Source organism: Embleya australiensis (assembly GCF_051903075.1).
GTDB lineage: Bacteria > Actinomycetota > Actinomycetes > Streptomycetales > Streptomycetaceae > Embleya.
Window position 1 is genome coordinate 1902886 of the sequence record NZ_CP182422.1, and the last position, 16222, is coordinate 1919107.

The 16222-nt window shown below is 73.1% G+C and carries 16 protein-coding genes and 1 pseudogene; 10 read left to right on the forward strand and 7 right to left on the reverse strand.

The window, feature by feature from the left end:
- The first annotated feature begins 158 nt into the window (after positions 1-158).
- The 3 genes and pseudogenes from ACMXN5_RS07810 to ACMXN5_RS07820 all read left to right on the forward strand — a co-directional run bounded on the left by ACMXN5_RS07810 (position 159) and on the right by ACMXN5_RS07820 (position 1916).
- Complete coding sequence (locus tag ACMXN5_RS07810) at positions 159-698, forward strand: RNA 2'-phosphotransferase (RefSeq protein ID WP_439674641.1); 540 nt, start codon at positions 159-161, stop codon at positions 696-698.
- A 135-nt stretch (positions 699-833) separates the two neighbouring features.
- Positions 834-1139: pseudogene (locus ACMXN5_RS07815) on the forward strand (DUF3099 domain-containing protein); the annotation flags it as partial.
- 519 nt (positions 1140-1658) lie between these two features.
- Positions 1659-1916: a hypothetical protein gene (locus tag ACMXN5_RS07820; protein WP_439674642.1), complete on the forward strand. Its 258-nt coding sequence runs from the start codon at positions 1659-1661 to the stop codon at positions 1914-1916.
- A 45-nt stretch (positions 1917-1961) separates the two neighbouring features.
- Here the strand turns inward: ACMXN5_RS07820 and moaA are convergent, their stop codons facing one another.
- Positions 1962-2969 (reverse strand): GTP 3',8-cyclase MoaA, encoded by a 1008-nt coding sequence (moaA, locus tag ACMXN5_RS07825; protein ID WP_439674643.1) that lies wholly within the window; start codon positions 2967-2969, stop codon positions 1962-1964.
- 206 nt (positions 2970-3175) lie between these two features.
- On the opposite strand from moaA, the gene ACMXN5_RS07830 reads away from it, so the two are divergent.
- The gene (locus ACMXN5_RS07830) at positions 3176-4153 is read left to right on the forward strand and encodes a D-alanyl-D-alanine carboxypeptidase family protein (RefSeq protein WP_439674644.1); all 978 of its coding nucleotides are present in this window, start codon (positions 3176-3178) and stop codon (positions 4151-4153) included.
- A 188-nt stretch (positions 4154-4341) separates the two neighbouring features.
- Here the strand turns inward: ACMXN5_RS07830 and ACMXN5_RS07835 are convergent, their stop codons facing one another.
- A complete protein-coding gene (locus ACMXN5_RS07835) occupies positions 4342-5727 on the reverse strand; it encodes an ABC transporter substrate-binding protein (RefSeq protein ID WP_439674645.1) in 1386 nt (461 codons plus the stop codon).
- Positions 5728-5783: 56 nt separating this feature from the next.
- Positions 5784-6440, reverse strand: coding sequence for a hypothetical protein (locus tag ACMXN5_RS07840; protein WP_439674646.1), 657 nt, complete (start codon positions 6438-6440; stop codon positions 5784-5786).
- 302 nt (positions 6441-6742) lie between these two features.
- Between ACMXN5_RS07840 and ACMXN5_RS07845 the strand changes: the two genes are divergently transcribed.
- The 4 genes from ACMXN5_RS07845 to ACMXN5_RS07860 are packed head-to-tail and all read left to right on the forward strand — an operon-like array spanning position 6743 to position 10720.
- Complete coding sequence (locus ACMXN5_RS07845) at positions 6743-7375, forward strand: hypothetical protein (RefSeq protein WP_439674647.1); 633 nt, start codon at positions 6743-6745, stop codon at positions 7373-7375.
- A 5-nt stretch (positions 7376-7380) separates the two neighbouring features.
- Complete coding sequence (locus tag ACMXN5_RS07850; protein ID WP_439674648.1) at positions 7381-9303, forward strand: branched-chain amino acid ABC transporter permease; 1923 nt, start codon at positions 7381-7383, stop codon at positions 9301-9303.
- Complete coding sequence (locus ACMXN5_RS07855; protein ID WP_439674649.1) at positions 9300-10040, forward strand: ABC transporter ATP-binding protein; 741 nt, start codon at positions 9300-9302, stop codon at positions 10038-10040. The genes ACMXN5_RS07850 and ACMXN5_RS07855 overlap by 4 nt, the downstream gene beginning before the upstream one ends.
- The gene (locus ACMXN5_RS07860; RefSeq protein WP_439674650.1) at positions 10040-10720 is read left to right on the forward strand and encodes an ABC transporter ATP-binding protein; all 681 of its coding nucleotides are present in this window, start codon (positions 10040-10042) and stop codon (positions 10718-10720) included. The genes ACMXN5_RS07855 and ACMXN5_RS07860 overlap by 1 nt, the downstream gene beginning before the upstream one ends.
- Before the next feature lies 1 nt (position 10721).
- On the opposite strand, the gene ACMXN5_RS07865 is transcribed toward ACMXN5_RS07860, so the two are convergent.
- Positions 10722-10904, reverse strand: coding sequence for a hypothetical protein (locus ACMXN5_RS07865; RefSeq protein WP_439674651.1), 183 nt, complete (start codon positions 10902-10904; stop codon positions 10722-10724).
- 214 nt (positions 10905-11118) lie between these two features.
- On the opposite strand from ACMXN5_RS07865, the gene ACMXN5_RS07870 reads away from it, so the two are divergent.
- Positions 11119-11586, forward strand: coding sequence for a DUF6924 domain-containing protein (locus tag ACMXN5_RS07870; protein ID WP_439674652.1), 468 nt, complete (start codon positions 11119-11121; stop codon positions 11584-11586).
- Positions 11587-11602: 16 nt separating this feature from the next.
- On the opposite strand, the gene ACMXN5_RS07875 is transcribed toward ACMXN5_RS07870, so the two are convergent.
- Positions 11603-12688, reverse strand: a complete 1086-nt coding sequence (locus ACMXN5_RS07875; protein WP_439674653.1) for an amidohydrolase family protein — start codon at positions 12686-12688, stop codon at positions 11603-11605.
- A 125-nt stretch (positions 12689-12813) separates the two neighbouring features.
- Between ACMXN5_RS07875 and ACMXN5_RS07880 the strand changes: the two genes are divergently transcribed.
- On the forward strand, positions 12814-14094 hold the full coding sequence (locus ACMXN5_RS07880; RefSeq protein WP_439674654.1) for a hypothetical protein: 1281 nt from the start codon (positions 12814-12816) through the stop codon (positions 14092-14094).
- A 36-nt stretch (positions 14095-14130) separates the two neighbouring features.
- On the opposite strand, the gene ACMXN5_RS07885 is transcribed toward ACMXN5_RS07880, so the two are convergent.
- Complete coding sequence (locus ACMXN5_RS07885) at positions 14131-14760, reverse strand: response regulator (protein WP_395788774.1); 630 nt, start codon at positions 14758-14760, stop codon at positions 14131-14133.
- On the reverse strand, positions 14757-16127 hold the full coding sequence (locus tag ACMXN5_RS07890; protein WP_439674655.1) for a sensor histidine kinase: 1371 nt from the start codon (positions 16125-16127) through the stop codon (positions 14757-14759). The genes ACMXN5_RS07885 and ACMXN5_RS07890 overlap by 4 nt, the downstream gene beginning before the upstream one ends.
- Between the last annotated feature and the right edge of the window lie 95 nt (positions 16128-16222).

Genomic DNA, 16222 nt, shown 5'->3' on the forward strand with positions numbered 1-16222 from the left:
GCCGGAGGCTGCCGTTTGCCGGTGGCCTCCGGCCCGGTGTCCTCAAACGCCGGACGGGCTGGATATTCGGCTCGGGCCGCAGGGGCAGCCGCGGGTTTGCCTGTCCAAGGAAAATCGGTGTGCTCGGGTGGGGCTTCGTGGTTTTGTTGGGGTTCATCATGAACATCGTCAAGATTTCGAAGTATCTCTCCCGGCATCTGCGGCATCAGCCCGAGCGGCTCGGGATCGTCCTGGACGAGGCCGGGTGGGTCGAGGTGGATGTGTTGCTCGCGGCCTGTGCCGCGCGCGGGGTGGGGTTGTCGCGCGCGCAGCTCGAACGGGTGGTCGCGGAGAACGACAAACGGCGGTTCGCGTTCTCGGCGGACGGGACCCGGATCCGGGCCAGTCAGGGGCATACCGTCGCGGTGGACCTGGGGCTGGCCGAGGCGGTGCCGCCCGCCGTGCTCTTCCACGGGACGAGCCCCCGGAGTGTGGCCGCGATCCTGGCCGAGGGGCTGCGGCCGATGGATCGGCACGACGTACACCTGTCCGTCGACGTGGAGACGGCGCGCCGGGTGGGCGCGCGGCGCGGTCGGCCCGTGGTGTTCGCGGTGCGGGCCGAGCGCATGGTCGCCGACGGGCATGTGTTCCGCCGCTCGGACAACGGCGTCTGGCTGGTCCCGGCGGTGCCGCCGCGGTATCTGGACCCGCGCGACTGACCGGCCCGGCGCATCCCCCACTCGGGTCGCTCCGCATCCCCCACTCGGGTCAGCTGACGGCAAAGCTCCCGCCCCCGCTCTCGGTGTGGGGCACACGCGGGCGTACCGTGAAGATGCGGACGAGTGTGTGGTCACATGGGCGGAGACGGTGGGACCGTGAAAAACACCAAGGGCGCGGTGTTCCAGATCAGTGGCGCGCGCAAGGGGCTGACCGAGGACGTGGCCGGGCGCCAACGCCGGTACGTGATCTCGATGTCGATCCGCACCGTGTGCTTCGTGGCGGCGGTGTTCACCCCGTCGCCGTGGCGGTGGATATTGGTCGCCGGCGCGCTGTTCCTGCCCTACATCGCGGTGGTGCTGGCCAACGCGGGTCGCGAGCCCACGTCGAACGCGCCGGTGCAGGCGCAGTTCGTACCCCCGCTGCCGCCCAAGGCGCTGGAGCCGCCGCCCGGCGCGGTGCTCACGAGCGCCGAGCGGGAGACGTTGCACACACACTCCGAGGACTCGTGGACGACGACCGTCGGGACCCCGCCGGCGGCCGGCGCGGAACCGACCGACCTTTTGTCGCACACCAATTCGGATACACACGGTGACCCCGAGGCTGCCGATCGGGGCCACATCGGTGACCCGGAGGATGCCCCTTCGCACAGCGTCAAAAATTAGCGGCAAGCGCTACGCGGGTTGGTGCTTCAACCGCCGGCCGGACGTGCCATACTTCGAAACGTGCTCCGTATCCCCCGTCGGAGCGACCGACGCGATGCCGGGCGGCTCCCCCCGTGGCTGCCCGGCATCGCCCGTGTCCGGGGTCTTTCGCCGGTCCGCAGGTGGATCCGCACGGCGGTACCGCACCAGCCCGTTGCTTACTGAGAGCAGCGCTCCGGTTGGTGCCTGACACAGGGTCAGTTCCTGGTGACAGGCACCGCGATGGGGTGAACGGCCTCGTCTGCGACACTGGTGGGCATGTTTCCCACCCCCGCCGATCCCGGTCGACCGATCTGTTCGGCGAAGGGTTGCCGCGCCGACGCCCGGTGGGTTCTGGCTTGGAACAACCCCAAGCTGCACACCCCGGAACGGCGCAAGACGTGGCTCGCGTGCGACGAGCACCGTGAGCATTTGGCCGAGTTTCTGGGGATTCGCGGATTCCTCAAGGACACGGTGGCGTTCGCCGATTGGCACGAGCCGGAGTCCCCGGGCGGATCGGCCCACGAACCGTCCTGAGACGCGTCGCGCGAGAGCGCGTCGCCGTCCGACGACGCCGGTGGGTCAGCCGCCGATCGCCGACATCGGTCGGTCGGGCTGGAGGAACTCCGGGTCGTCGATACCGGCGCCGGCCTTCTTCGTCCACATCGCGGCGCGCCAGCGGTCGGCGATCTCCGCGTCGTCCGCACCGCCGCGCAACGCCGCGCGCAAATCGGACTCCTCGCGCGCGAACAGGCAATTGCGGATCTGCCCGTCAGCGGTCAGCCGGGTCCGGTCGCACGCCTCGCAGAACGGGCGGGTGACCGAGCCGATCACGCCCACCGTGCCCGGGCCGCCGTCCACGAGCCAGCGCTCGGCGGGGTCGCTGCCACGCCCGGACTCGGGGTCGAGCCGGAACGCCGCGCGCAGCGCGGTCAGGATCTCCCCGGCGGTGATCATCTCCGAGCGCTGCCAGCCGTGCTGCGCGTCCAGCGGCATCTGCTCGATGAAGCGCAGCTCGTAGCCGCGCTCCAGGCACCACGCGAGCAGCGCGGCGGCCTCGTCGTCGTTCACTCCGCGCATCAGCACGGTGTTGACCTTGACCGGACCGAGCCCGGCGTCCACCGCGGCGGCCAGCCCGGCCACCACGTCGGCGTGCCGGTCGCGGCGCGTCATCGCCTTGAACCGGGCCGGGTCGAGGGTGTCGAGCGAGACGTTGACCCGGTCCAGGCCGACCTCGCGCAGCGTGGGCGCCAGGCGGGCCAGGCCGATTCCGTTGGTGGTGACGGACAACGTCGGGCGCGGCTCCAGGGCGGCGGCCTCGCGGACGATGTCGACCAGCTCGCGGCGCAGCAGCGGCTCGCCGCCGGTGAAGCGGACCTCGCGCACACCGAGGATGGTCACCGCGATCCGTACCAGGCGGGAGATCTCCTCGCCGGTCAGCAGCTCGGGTTTGGCCAGCCAGTCCAGCCCCTCTTCGGGCATGCAGTACGTGCACCGCAGGTTGCAGCGGTCGGTCAGCGACACCCGCAGATCGGTCGCGATGCGACCGAAACCGTCGACGAGTCCTCCGGTGCGGTGGTGCGTGCTCACCTTCGACCCCTCTTCTCGATGCGGCCAGTCTCCTTGCGGCAAGCTTCCCAGGTTACGCGGGTTGCTCCGACCGGTGCTCCCCAGGCTACGAGCCGAACGCCGGAACGGTTGCAGTGGTGTATCCCACACAGGTCGGGACAACCGTGGCTCGCTCGGCGCGCGTGATCCGCGAGAGGATCCAGGCTCACTACGAGGAGGCTTCACCAGTGAGACACGCAGCGGGCAGCGGAGAACCACAGCCCGACGAAGGGGGCACACCCGACGGAGCGCACTTCCTGGACACCTCGTGGGAACAGCACAGCTCGGGCTCGGGGCACGCGGCCGGTCCACCCGGATCTCAGCCGCCCGGCGGCCCCGGCATACCCGGTACGCCGGGCAGGTTCGACGCGGAGACCACGCCGGTTCCGGCCGACTGGTACACGCGTGAGCAGCCGCCCGTCGGCTCGGCCGCGCCCGTCGCCGAGCCGCCCCGGCCGGCCCCCGCGGCCGAACCGGAGCCGGCACGGCGCCGACGCGGCAAGCTGGTGGCCTGGAGCCTGGCGGGTGCGCTGATCCTCGGCGGGGCCGGGGTCGGCGCGGTGTTGTTCCTCGGCGGTGGCGACGACGACAAGAAGGACCGGGCCGACTCGGTGGGCGTGCAGGTGACGTCGAACCCCGAACAGGCCCCGAACACCCAGACAGCCCCCACGAACGCGCCCTCCTCCGGCTCCCCGTCGAGCACCACGTCGGCGACGACCAAGCCGCCGAAAGCGACCGCGTCGAGCACCGCCAAGGCGCCGGCGAACGACAAGGACGCGCCGAAGGACCCGAAGGCGCTCACCCCGGCCGCGTACGCCGCGTGGAAGAAGATCGACCAGGCGATGGCGGCCGAGGGCATCAAGCTGAACCTGAACTCCGGCAAACGCGGCTGGGCACACCAGCAGCGGCTCCTGGACGAGAAGATCGCCGAGGTCGGCTCGCGCGAGGCGGCACTGCACTGGGTGCTGCCGCCGGAGAAGTCGATGCACGTCCAGGGCGTCGCGGTGGACATCTACCCGGCCAACGCCCAGGCCTGGCTCCAGGCCAAGGGCAGCAAGTACGGGTGGTGCCGGATGTACGACAACGAGGAATGGCACTTCGAGTACAACGCCTCATACACCAACGGCTGCCCACCCCGCCTCCCCAGCGCCCTGGACGCCGACTGACCCACGCCCGACCCACGCGCGCGGAAGCCGATCGGCTTCCGCGCGCGTCGCGTTTCAGGCGTCGAAGTCGTACGCCAAGACGTACGAGCCGGCGTCCATCACCATGCGCTTTGCAGGGCGGTGCGTGAACACGCTTGTCGCGCCGGAGCCCCGGTATCGCGCCGAAGGGCGTTGGGCCGGATCCGGGCTCACGGTTTGTACGGCAGGGACGGTACGTCGAAGCAGTTCGTGGTCATGTCCGGCACCTGGGCGATCCAGCCGCCCGGGGCGCCGTCCTGCCAGCGGGCCACGTCGAAGCAGGTGCGGGTGGGCGCGGCGACGCGGTCGACCGGTTCGGTCTTGAAGTCGACCGGGATCAGCAGGCCGTGCGCGTCGTAGCCCTCGGGGCGGTTGACGAAGCCCTCGACGCAGGTCCGGGTGACCTTGGCGCCGCACGAGGCGATCGCGTCGGTGAGCCACATCGCCGAGGCCCAGCCCTCCAGTTCCCACTGGGAGAGCTTGTCCTCCCGGTCGGGGAAGTACTTCTTCATCGCGGCCCGGAACTCGGCCACCGCGGGCTGCCCGGTGTCCGTGTAGCCGCGGCTGTTCCCGGTCGCGTAGATGCTGTTGCGGCAGGTCGGGGACGCTTTGAAGTCCTCGCCGACGCGCGCGTTCCAGTTCTGTACGTTGGTCACCTTGGCGGTCACCCGCAGGTCGCTGCCGTCCATCGCCTTGCACAGTTCGACGTTGCCGCGCGTGTCCACCGCGTCGAAGACGATGTCGACGCCCTTGCTGCGCATGTCCACCACCGCGGCGGCGAAGTTCGGCAGCGCGAAGTCGACCTGCTTTTCGACGACCGTGTAGCCCTCGGCGCGCAGCCCGTCGGCGACGGTCTGCGCGTAGCGCGCGGAGTCGGCCTGGTTGTACGACACCACGGCGGCGGTGCGGGCGCCGAGCTTCTCCTTGAAGTAGCGGTAGACCTCGGTGCTCGCGTACAGCCGGCCGTCCCAGCCCACCTTGCCGTCGCGCGGCGCGCGCGATCCGTAGATCGAGTACAGGTGCGGGTACGTCTCGTACGCGGTCCCGATCGGCTGCCCGCCGACGTCGGGCACGCCCTTGTCGCTGACGTACTGGGCGGCGTTGTAGCTGTAGATGCTGTTGCCCGCGAAGGCGAACACCTTGTCGTCCTCGACCAGTCGGCGGGCACAGCGCTGGTTGGCCACGCCGTAGCCGTTGTCGTCGCAGGCGGACACCTTCACCCGGCGCCCGTTCACCCCACCGCGGTCGTTGAGCGCCTTGAAATAGGCCTGGGCGCCGTACATCGGCCCGGAGAAGGTCTCGTTGCCGAGCACCCCCTGGACGGTGTCGATCATGCCCACGGTGATCTCGGTGGGCGTGACGCCCACGTCGGACGCGGTGTTGGTGTTCGGCACCGCGCCGGCGGACGCGGGTGCCGGGCCACGCTCCTCGCGGAAGTCGCTCTCCGGCAGCCGCGAACCGCACCCGGTCAGTGCGGCGACCGCGCACAACACGCCGGACAGCACCAGGGCCACCGAGGCGCACGGCATGCGCCGCCCGTGGATACGACGATGCATGCGTGCTCCTCGGTGACCCGGGGCCGGCGGGGAACCCGCCCGTGCGGAGTGGGGCGTCAGGCCGTCGGGCAACCCGGGGCGACGGTGCCCGGCTTGAGCGCGCCGACCAGCGTGCAGACGGTGCCCAGGCTGACCTTCCAGGTGCCGTCCTGCTTGACCGCCTTGCCGTTTTGGCCGGGCAGCGCGGGGGCGCCGGCGAGCAGGATGTCGAACGTGACGTCGGCGGTGTCCCCGTTGATCTTCACCGCGGTGGTCTTGGAGGTGACCGACTTGGCCAGCGGGTCGTTGGCGAGCGTCTCGACGAGCGCGCCCATCTTGTCCGCGTTCTCCAGGACCGCCTTGCGCGCGTCGAGCGGCTGAGTGTTGTCGAACAGCTTGTCCCAGTTGTCGGCGACCTTCTTCTCCTCGCCGGTCAACGTGGTCGAGCCGCCGCCGCCGGTCGCCGGGGCGCCGGTGCTGCCGCCCGAGGCGGCGGGCGAGGAGGCCGCGGTGGTTCCCGGCGCGGTGGGCGTGCTCGGCTGGCCGGCCGCCGGCGCGCTCGCCGACTGCGACGACTTGCTGTCCTTCTTGTCGTCCTTGTCGTCACTGCTACACCCGGACATCACCAGCACCGCCACCAGCGGCAGGGCCAGCAGCGCACGGCGCGCGCCCTTGCGCCGACCCACACCGGTGCCGTTCTGCTTGGCCCGCTCGTTGATCAAGTCCACGCTCACGTGCGTTCACCACCCGTTCCGCCGGTTGCCCGGCGTCCTGTTGCTGTTGATGTAGCCAGGTAGTACCTGGGTTACCGGCAAGTCATGTTGCCATGCGCGACTCGGTATCCAATCGTGTTCCGGGCCGTATGACCAGATCCCGGCGAACTACGCTGAGGCACCGATACGCAATCGGGCGGATTCGACGGGTGGACCATATGGCAGGTTCGACGAACTCGGCAGGTTCCACGGGAAAGGCGAACTCCCTTGCCGAAAGACAGCGTACGGCCGCCGCGGCCCCGGCCATCGAGGGTTTGCGGCGGTTGGCGCGCACGCACGGCGGCTGGCTCGTCGCGTTGTGCGGGGCGCTGCTGTGCGCGGTGGGGTGGTACGGCGTGTCGGGTGAACGGTACGAGGCGCGCCAACTGCCCTACCTGGCGTCGGCCACCATTCCGGGCGCGGCGCTGATCGTCGCCGGCGCGGTACTCGTGGTGGGAACCCGGCGCGGGGCGGCGCAGGCCCCCGCCGATACGAGCGTCGAGAACGCGGAGTTGCGGCGGATGATGGGCCGGCTGTACGAGCTGCTGGTCGAGCCGGAGCCGACCGAGGCGGTGGTGGAGGTGGGTGCCGGGGCGGCGTGGGTGACGGTCCCGGGCGGGGCGCGCTATCACCGGAGCGGGTGCTCGCTGGTGCGGGGCAAGAACGGGGTGAGGCCGGTGGACGCGGCGGCGGTGCGGGACCGGGATTTGCGGCCGTGCCGGGTGTGCGATCCCGGTCCGGCCGACGCGGCGGCGGGTTCGGGTCTTCGCGGTGCGGTCGGTGAGCGGCCGGGGGTGCGGGAGTCCGGTGTGGCCGATGAGCGGCACGGTCTCCGGGAGACCGGTGAGCGGTCGGGCTGGGCCTCCGGGGGCGATGTCGGGACCGACGGGCCGAGCGCGCCCGGCGCCGACGGCTGAGCGCCGTGCTCACCGTCGAACTGGCGCTCGCCGGCCTGGGCGTGGGCGCGATCGCGGCGCTCGCGGCGGTCGGGATGATCACCTCCTACCGGGCCACCGGCGTGTTCAACCTGTCCTTCGGCGCGCTCGCGATGATCGTGGCCTACCTCGTCTGGCAGCAGGTGCGCGTGTGGGGCTGGCCGCTGTGGGCGGCGGTGCTGCTCGACGTGGGCGTGGTGGCGCCGGCGCTCGGCCTGGTCCTGGAGCGCTTCGTCTTTCGCGGGCTGCACCGCGAGGGGGCCGGTCCGGCCCGGATGCTGGTCGCCTCGCTGGGCGTGTTCGTGCTCCTGGTCGGCGTGGCCACGCTGGCCTGGGGTACGCAGGCCCGGCTCGACCCGCCCTCGATCGTGCCGACGGGCGCGGTCGCCCTGCCCGGCGACACGTCGGTCGCGAAGGGGACGCTGGTCGAACTGGGCGTGGTGGCCGCGGTCGCCGCCCTGGTCGCCGTCGTCACCCGGTTCACCCGCTTCGGGGTGCGGCTGCGCGCGGTGGTGGACCGGCGGGCCCTGGCGGAGTTGTCCGGGGTGCCGGCCGACCGCGTCGCCGCGGCCGGGTGGGCCTTCGGGTCGATGCTGGCGGGGCTGACCGGCGTATTGCTCGCGCCGCACCTGCGGCTGGATCCGTACGGACTGACCCTGCTCGTCCTGGAGACGATCGGGGTCGCGGTGGTGGCCCGGCTGGCCAGTCTGCCGGTGGCGATCCTGGCGGCGCTGGCGATCGGGGTGGGGCAGAGCGAGTTGTCCCGGCTCGAACTCGACTCGTGGGGGCTGATCCAGGCGCTCCAGGCGAACCTGTTCGTGGTGGTGATGCTGGTCGCGCTCCTGGTACTGCCCCGCATGGTCGAGGTCGGCGGCCCCGACCCGCAACGCGCGGCCGGCGCCCGGATAGGGACCGGGCATGGGGAGAGCGCGCCGGTGGGCTGGTGGGTACCGTTCGTCGCGGTCGCCGCGGCGCCGCTCGCGCTGGGCGCGGAACACCTGCGGGTCGCGCAGCAGGTGCCGGCGATGGCGATCGTGTTCGTGTCGCTGGTGATGCTCACCGGATACGCCGGCCAGATCTCGCTCGGCCAGGCCGGCTTCGCCGGACTCGGCGCGTTGTTCGCGGCGCAGCTGGCCGGCCGGGGTGTCCCGGCCCTGCTCGCGCTGTTCCTGGCCGCGCTGCTGGTGGTGCCGGTGGGCCTGCTGACCGGGTGGCCGGCGATCCGGCGGCGCGGGCTGACCCTGGCGCTGACCACGTTCGCGGTGGCCGCGGTGGTCAGCCGGTTCGTCTTCGCCCAGCCGCGCTTCACCACCGACCTCGCGCTCGACCACCCGTGGCCGTTCGACGGCGAACGCTCCTTCTACGCCCTGGAGTTGGCCTGCCTCGTACTGGTGCTCCTGGTGGTCCGCCGGCTGCACGTGAGCCGGCTCGGCCGGATGCTGGTCGCGGTGCGCGACCACGAGCGCGGCGCGGCGGCGGCCGGCGTGGACGTCTCCTCGGCCAAGGTCTTCGTCTTCGCGGTCAGCGCCGGCGTGGCCGGGCTCGGCGGCGCGCTGCTCGGGATGGGCGGACGGGCCTTCGACGCGGCGGCCTTCGATCCGGTGCTCGGCCTGATCTGGTTCGCCGCGGTGGTGGTGTTCGGCGTGGACAGCGCGGCCGGCGCGGTGTTGGCCGCCGGCCTGGTGGTCGCCCTGGACGCGGCCACCACGGCGGGCATGTCCACGATCGTGATCGGCGGCCTGGCGGTGCTGCTGTCCCGGATGCCCGGCGGCGTCTCGGCGACGCTCCTGCGCCTGGCCGCGGGGCCGGCGCCGGTGCCCGCCGCGCCGCCGCCACCGGTCCGGCTCAGCCCGCTGGGCCGCACCCTGCGCGAGCGGGTGCGGTCGGGCCGGGCGGAGGTGGGCGGGTGAGCGCGCTGCGGGCCGAGGGTGTGGTCCGCCGGTTCGGGGGGCTGCGGGCCGTGGACGGGGTCGACCTGACCGTGCCGCCGGGCGTGGTGACGGCGGTGATCGGGCCGAACGGGGCGGGCAAGAGCACCCTGTTCGACTGCCTGGCGGGTGGGCGGGTCGACGCCGGACGGGTGTACATGGGCGCGCGCGACGTGACCCGGCTGCCCGCGCACCGCAGGGCCCGGCTCGGGCTGGCCCGGACGTTCCAGACGGTGTCGGTCTTCCCCAGTCTGACGGTGGTGGACAACCTGCGGGTGGCCGCGGAGAACCGGTCCGGATCCTCCGCCCCGGCCCGCCTGCTCGGCCTGCCGGATCCCGCCCGAGGACGCACCCGGGACGCGGTGGAGGCGGCACTGGACCGGCTCGCGCTCACCGAACACGCGTACACCCCGGCCGGCGAACTCCCGGCCGGGTCACTGCGGATGGTCGAACTGGCCCGCGCGCTCGCGGCGTCCCCGTCGGTGCTGCTCCTGGACGAGCCGGCCAGCGGGCTCGACGACGCGCAGACCGAGCGGCTGCGCGTCGAACTGCGCGCGTTGGCCGCCGACGGCCTGGCGATCCTGCTGGTCGAACACGACATGGACCTGGTGTTCGGGGTGGCCGACACGGTGCACGTGATGGCCACGGGCCGGATCGTCGCGGCCGGCACCCCGGACGCGATCCGCCGCGACGCGCGGGCCCGGGAGGTGTACCTCTGATGCCGATCACCCTGTCGGTCGCAGGACTTCGGGTCCGGCACGGCCCGATCGAGGCGCTGCACGGCGTCGACCTGGACGTCCCCGCCGGCGCCCTCACCGCCCTGGTCGGCCGCAACGGCTCGGGCCGCAGCACCCTCCTCGACACGCTGGCCGGACTGGTCCGGCCCACCGCCGGCACGATCACCTGGGACGGCGTGGACATCACCGCCTGGCCCGCCGACCGCCGCGCCCGCGCCGGCCTGACCCTGATCCCGGAGCGGGGCGGGGTGTTCGCCGGCCTGAGCGTGGCCGACAACCTGCGCCTGTTCGCCGACGGCCGCGACGTGACGCCGGCCCTGACCGCGTTCCCGGTGCTGGATGATCGGCTGAGGCAACGGGCCGGCACGCTCTCCGGCGGCGAGCAGCAGATGCTCGCGGTGAGCCGGGCCCTGCTCGCCCCCGCCAGGCTCCTGCTCCTGGACGAACTCAGCCAGGGCCTGGCCCCCCGCGTGGCGGCCCACCTGTACGACGTGGTGGCCGGCCTCGCCACGGCCGAGCGCACGGTGATCCTGGTCGAACAACACACGGGCGAGGCCCTGCGCCGCGCCGAGGTCGTCTACGCCCTCAGCCGGGGCACCATCACCTTCAGGGGCGACCCGACCGAATACGAGTCCCACCCGGACAGCGCCCACCGCGTGTAGGTCAACGCCCTTCGGCGCGATACCAGGGCTCCGGCGCGTCGAGCCTGGTCACCGGTGGGAGGGCGAGGGGTGTGGCGGGAGTGGGGCCGGGGGCGTCGGTCACCGGGTAGGGCAGGGGCACCATGCCGAACGGGCGGCGGTGGTGCGGATCGGGGTTGGGGGCGATCAGGGCCGAACCTCGCACGGGGGCTGCCTTTCGCTGCGCCGGCCCCGAGGTCCCACGCCCCGACGCCGCGCCCGTCGAACCACGTCGACGGACACCGCGTTCAACGACCGGGCGGGGGCGGAGTGTCGCCGGGTCACTCCGGCGGCCCCGCGCGGGGTGGATTTCGGCCCGGCCCGCGGGATGTCGGCGGCGAGTGCCAGGGTCGGGCGAGGACTACCGAGAGGAGATCGGCGTGTTGCCCCCGATCGAGGAGCACGACGAGTTCACCGCCGTGGTGATCAGGACCGACTACACCGACGACGCGGGCTGGGCCGCCGTGCTCGCGGAGTTGTCCCAACCCCAGGGGCGGGACGGGGAGTTCAACGTGGGCCTGCTCCTCGTCGAGGATCCCGTCTGGGCGGACGCCGAGCCCGACGACATCGTCGCCGCGGTCCGCCGGGGCGAGAACGAGTTCGTGGTGTTCGTCGCCGACCGGCACACGATGCGCTCCACCGACCGCGCACTGCTCGCCCTCGACACCTGGCCCGAGGACGAGAACCCGGATCCGGTCGACGACCCGCCCCTACGCGAGTTCCGAACCGAGCCGGCCGCCGTGCACGACGTGCAGGCCAACCTGGGAATCGCGAACCTGTCCTTCGGGGAGTACGCCGCGCATGCCCGGTCGAAGCCCGACGGCGTCCTGCGGCCCTTCGCGGACTGATCCCGCCGCGAAGCGGTCAGCGCGGCATCACCGTGCCCCGCAGCACCACGGCGCGCGGGTCGGCCAATACCCCCACATCGGCGCGCGGATCGGCCGAATACACCACCACGTCGGCCGACGCGCCCTCGGCGATCGCGTCCCGGCCGAGCCAGCGGCGGGCGGACCAGCACGCGGCGGACAGCGCGTCGCGGGCCGGGATGCCGGCCGCGACCAATTCCGCGACCTCGTCGGCGACCAGGCCGTGCGGCAGCGAGCCGCCCGCGTCGGTGCCCACGAAGATCGGGATGCCCGCGTCGTAGGCGGCCCGCACCGTGGCATAGCGGTTGGCGTGCAGCGCGCGCATGTGCGCGGCGTAGGTCGGGAACTTGGCGCCCGCCTGGTCGGCGATCCCGGGGAAGGTGGCGATGTTGACCAGGGTCGGCACGATCGCCACGCCCCGCTCGGCGAACAGCGGGATCAGGTCCTCGGTCAATCCGGTGGCGTGTTCGATGCAGTCGATGCCCGCCTCCACCAGGTCCGGGAGCGAGTTCTCGGCGAAGCAGTGCGCGGTGACCCGGGCCCCCTCGGCGTGCGCGGCGGCGATCGCCTCCTGGAGCGCGTCCTTGGGCCACAGCGGCGCCAGGTCCCCGGTGTCCCGGTCGATCCAGTCGCCGACCAGTTTGACCCAGCCGTCGCCGCGCCGGGCCTCCTGGATCACGAACGCGGTCAGGTCACCCGGCTCGATCTCGTGCGCGTAGTTGCGGATGTAGCGCTTGGGCCGGGCCAGATGCCGCCCCGCGCGGATCAGCCGGGGCAGGTCCTCGCGGCCGTCGATCCAGCGGGTGTCGGCGGCCGAGCCCGCGTCGCGCAGCAGCAGCGCGCCCGCGTCCCGATCGGTGATCGCCTGACGCTCGGCGGTCGGCGCGTCGACCGCGCCGTGCGCGTCGATCCCGACATGGCAGTGCGCGTCGACCAGGCCGGGCAGTACCCACCCTTCCAACGTGGCGTCGACGGCGAGCGACGTCGGCCGCTCGAAGGTGATCCGCCCGCCGATCACCCACATCTCGTCACGGACATCCTCGGGGCCGACCAGAACGCGGCCCTTCACGTGCAGCACGGTCATGCCGAGACCCTACGACCTGCCGACCCCCGACCCGCCGCCGCGAACGCCCCGAGGCCGATGCCCCACCTCCAGGCACAGCTAATCCGGTTGTGCGGGTCCCGCCCCGTGTTGAAGGCTCCTCTCCCATGAGCACCGACAACGATCTCGACCGGGTGTGGCAGTGCCTGGAGGCGGGTGACGTCCCGGGCGCGATCCGCGATTTGCGCGGTGTCGCGGCCGGCGTCCCCCTCGGCGAACTGGCACGGGCGCTGGAGAAGGCGGCGCGACTGGCCGGTTTCGAGGACCTGGCCGAGGCGGCCGGGCAGGCCGCCGCACAGCCGTCGAACCCTCGGCACCTCTACGACCTCGGATACGCGTGCATCGAGCGCGGCATCGCGTTCGCCGCCATCCCCCCGCTCGTCGAGGCGGTCCGCCGGGTGCCCGACTCGGCGGGCGTACGCAACGAGTTGGTGGCGGCGTACGAGGCGGAGGCACGCCACGGCGAGGCCGTGGCCCTGCTCGAAGCCGACGAGGCCGCGCTGCGCCCCTGGCCCGAGCGCTACCTGCTCGTCTACAACACGATCCTGAGCGGCGACCTCGCCCGCGCCCGCCGACACGCGGCCACCCTGCCCGCGCCCGACGAGGACAGGTGGGCTTGGGCGTACGGCCGCGTCACCCGCATGCTGACCCGCGCCGACGCCGCCTCGCGCGCCGGCTCCCTCGACCACCTCGACCTGCGCGGTTGGCAGTTCGCGCTGACCGGCGGCGTACTGGCCACCCTCTCCCCGTACGGCTTCGCCGCCGGCATGACCGGCCGCTACGCGATGCACCAGGACGACTACACGTCCTGCCTGCACGGCCTGCGCCGCCTCGTGCTCGTCCTCGAAGCGGCCGGCGTGGCGCCCACGACGGTGTCCCTCCTCGACGACCGGGGCAGCCGCATCATGGGCCTCGCCGCCGCGGACCTGCTGGGCGTGCCCACCGTGCCCTACACACCCACCCGCCCGGACACCCTCGTCGTCGCGTATCGCCTGGAGGATCTCGCCCCCGAGGCGGGCGCGGCGCTCCGCGAACGTGCGCCCGGTCAGGTCCTGTACGAGCACGCCACCTGCTGGACACAGCCGCCCCCGGTCTCCGCGGACGTCTCGGGACTGCTGCGCCAGTACGGCAACGCACCCTGGGAGGAACAGCTGTTCGTACAGCCGGACGACGGCGGGAGGGACGGGGTCGACACTCGCCCCGAAGCGGACCACGCGGCCGAGGTACTACGCGCCGGGCCATCCGACGACGAGGGCGACGGCGAGACACCGGCCGACCCCGACGAGGCGCTCGGCGCATTCACCCGAACCGTCGCCGACACCTGGCTGACGGGCACCCGGGACCGGGTCGACTCGCCGGGTCCGGTGCGCAGTTCGCGATTCGCCTAGGGCGGGGGTTTCGGCGGCGAGTGCCGGGGGCGGGCTTCACCCTCGCTTCACCAGTCCCCGCCGGACCCCCGCGGCCACGGCGGCCGTTCGGGAGTCGACCTCCAGCTTCGCGTAGATGTGCACCAGGTGGGATTTGACCGTCGCCTGGCTCAGGAACAGCGCCTTGCTGATCGCCAGGTTCGACAACCCCTCCGCGACCAGCCCCAGCACCTCGATCTCCCTCGGGCTCAACACCGGTTGCGGCCGGCGCAGTCGGCTCAGCAGGCGGCCCGCGATCCGGGGTGCGAGCGCCGACTCGCCGGCGGCGGCCGTTCGTACCGCCGCCGCCAGCTCCTCCGGCGGGGCGTCCTTGAGCAGGTAGCCCAGCGCACCCGATTCGACCGCGGCCAGGATGTCCGCGTCGGTGTCGTAGGTGGTCAGCACCAGGACGTGCGGAGCGCGGGGCAGCGCCGCGATGGCCGCCGTGGCCGCGTTGCCGTGCATGGCGCCGGGGCCGAAGCGCAGGTCCATCAGCACCACGTCGGGTACGAGGGAGCCGGCCAACTCCACCGCGCGCTCGGCGGTGTCCGCCTCGCCCACCACCTCGAAGTCCGGCTCAGCCGCCAGCACGGCGCGCAGCCCGGCGCGCACGACGGGATGGTCGTCGGCCAGCAACAACCGGATCACCGCGCGGCCCTGTCCACGGGCGCCGGCAAGGTCCTCGGCCGATCCCTGGCCGGCGCCGGGACGGTCCCGGGCCCGTCGATCCCGGACCCCCCGGTCTCAGGCACCGGAAGGGCCCCGGCCTCCCCCGCACGCGCTGGCAAAGCCCCCGTCCGCTCGCCCGCCGGCACCGGAAACGTCACCGCGATCGCCGCCCCCTGGCCCGGACCCGACTCCACCGTCAGCGCTCCGCCCAGTTCGGCCGCCCGAGTCCGCATCGCCGCCAGCCCGAACCCGGTGCCGGCGGTCCCGCCCCGATCCGCCCCGACCGGGCGCGCCGCCGGATCGAACCCGCGTCCGTCGTCCACCACGTCGAGCGTCACCGACGCCTCCATGTGGCTGAGCGTCACCTCGGCCCGGGACGCGCCCGCGTGCCGCACCGTGTTCCCGAGCGCCGACTGGGCGATCCGCAGCAGCGCCACCTCGACGGCCGTCGGCAGCCCGGCCGCCTCCCCCGTGCGGTGGAAGCGCACGTCCAGGTCCGCCTCGGCGGCCGTCCGCGCGCACAGCCGCTCCAGTGCCGCCGGCAGCGAGGAGTCGTCCAACTCCGGCGGCGCCAGCGCCCGGACGAACCGCCGCGCCTCCGCCAGGCTGTCGGTCGCGGTGACCCGCGCCAGCCGGACGTGCCGATCGGCCGCCGTCGGATCCGCCGGCAGCGCCCGCTCGGCCGCGCGCAGCAGCAACTGGATGCTGCTGAAGCCCTGCGCGAGCGTGTCGTGGATCTCCCGGGCCAGCCGCTCCCGCTCCGCCAACACCCCCGCGTGCCGCTCCGCCGCCGCGAGCGAGGCCCGGGCCGCGACCACGTCCTCCACGAGGCGGCGCCGCGCCTCGCTCTCCCGGTGCAGCGCCTGGTAGCCGAGCACGGTGGCCACCGCGACCGCCGCGCCCAGCAGCGGACCGAGCACCATGCCCAACGACACCGCGCCGCGATGGGCCGCGTAGCCTCCGACGGCGATCACCGCGAGCCCGCCCACCGCGGGCAGCGCGACCCGTACCGGCAGCAGGTGCGGAACCAGGAAGAACAGCGGGAAGGCGAACCAGATCCCCTCCGCCGTGAGCGCGTACAACCCGCACCAGGACACCGTCAGCGCGCCCAGCCACCACGCCGAGGCCCGCCGCGACGGCCCCACCCAGGGGGTCAGGTTGCCCACCGCGTACACCGCGGCCGTGACCGCGGCGGCGACCGGGATCAGCGCGGTCCGTACGGCGGAGGCGTCGGTGCCGACGAGGGCGCGCAGCGCGGCCATCGCGAGCAGCAGCGCCACCAGCGCGTGCATACAGGCGCGGAGCGTGCGGGGCACGGAGACGGGGGTCGGGATACCGGCGTACATATCGGGTCAAGGCTAACCGGGGCGGGTGGAGCAGCCATCGATCAAAAGGTTGACCGGGGCCGGTCAACCCGATCGATGACGCGGACGCCGCCGGC

Bases quoted from the DNA above. Each gene is read 5' to 3' on its own strand.
- ACMXN5_RS07890 (WP_439674655.1), bottom strand. From the start codon at position 16,127: ATGTACGCCGGTATCCCGACCCCCGTCTCCGTGCCCCGCACGCTCCGC.
- ACMXN5_RS07810 (WP_439674641.1), top strand. From the start codon at position 159: ATGAACATCGTCAAGATTTCGAAGTATCTCTCCCGGCATCTGCGGCAT.
- ACMXN5_RS07835 (WP_439674645.1), bottom strand. From the start codon at position 5,727: ATGCATCGTCGTATCCACGGGCGGCGCATGCCGTGCGCCTCGGTGGCC.
- ACMXN5_RS07880 (WP_439674654.1), top strand. From the start codon at position 12,814: ATGAGCACCGACAACGATCTCGACCGGGTGTGGCAGTGCCTGGAGGCG.
- ACMXN5_RS07820 (WP_439674642.1), top strand. From the start codon at position 1,659: ATGTTTCCCACCCCCGCCGATCCCGGTCGACCGATCTGTTCGGCGAAG.
- ACMXN5_RS07860 (WP_439674650.1), top strand. From the start codon at position 10,040: ATGCCGATCACCCTGTCGGTCGCAGGACTTCGGGTCCGGCACGGCCCG.
- ACMXN5_RS07875 (WP_439674653.1), bottom strand. From the start codon at position 12,688: ATGACCGTGCTGCACGTGAAGGGCCGCGTTCTGGTCGGCCCCGAGGAT.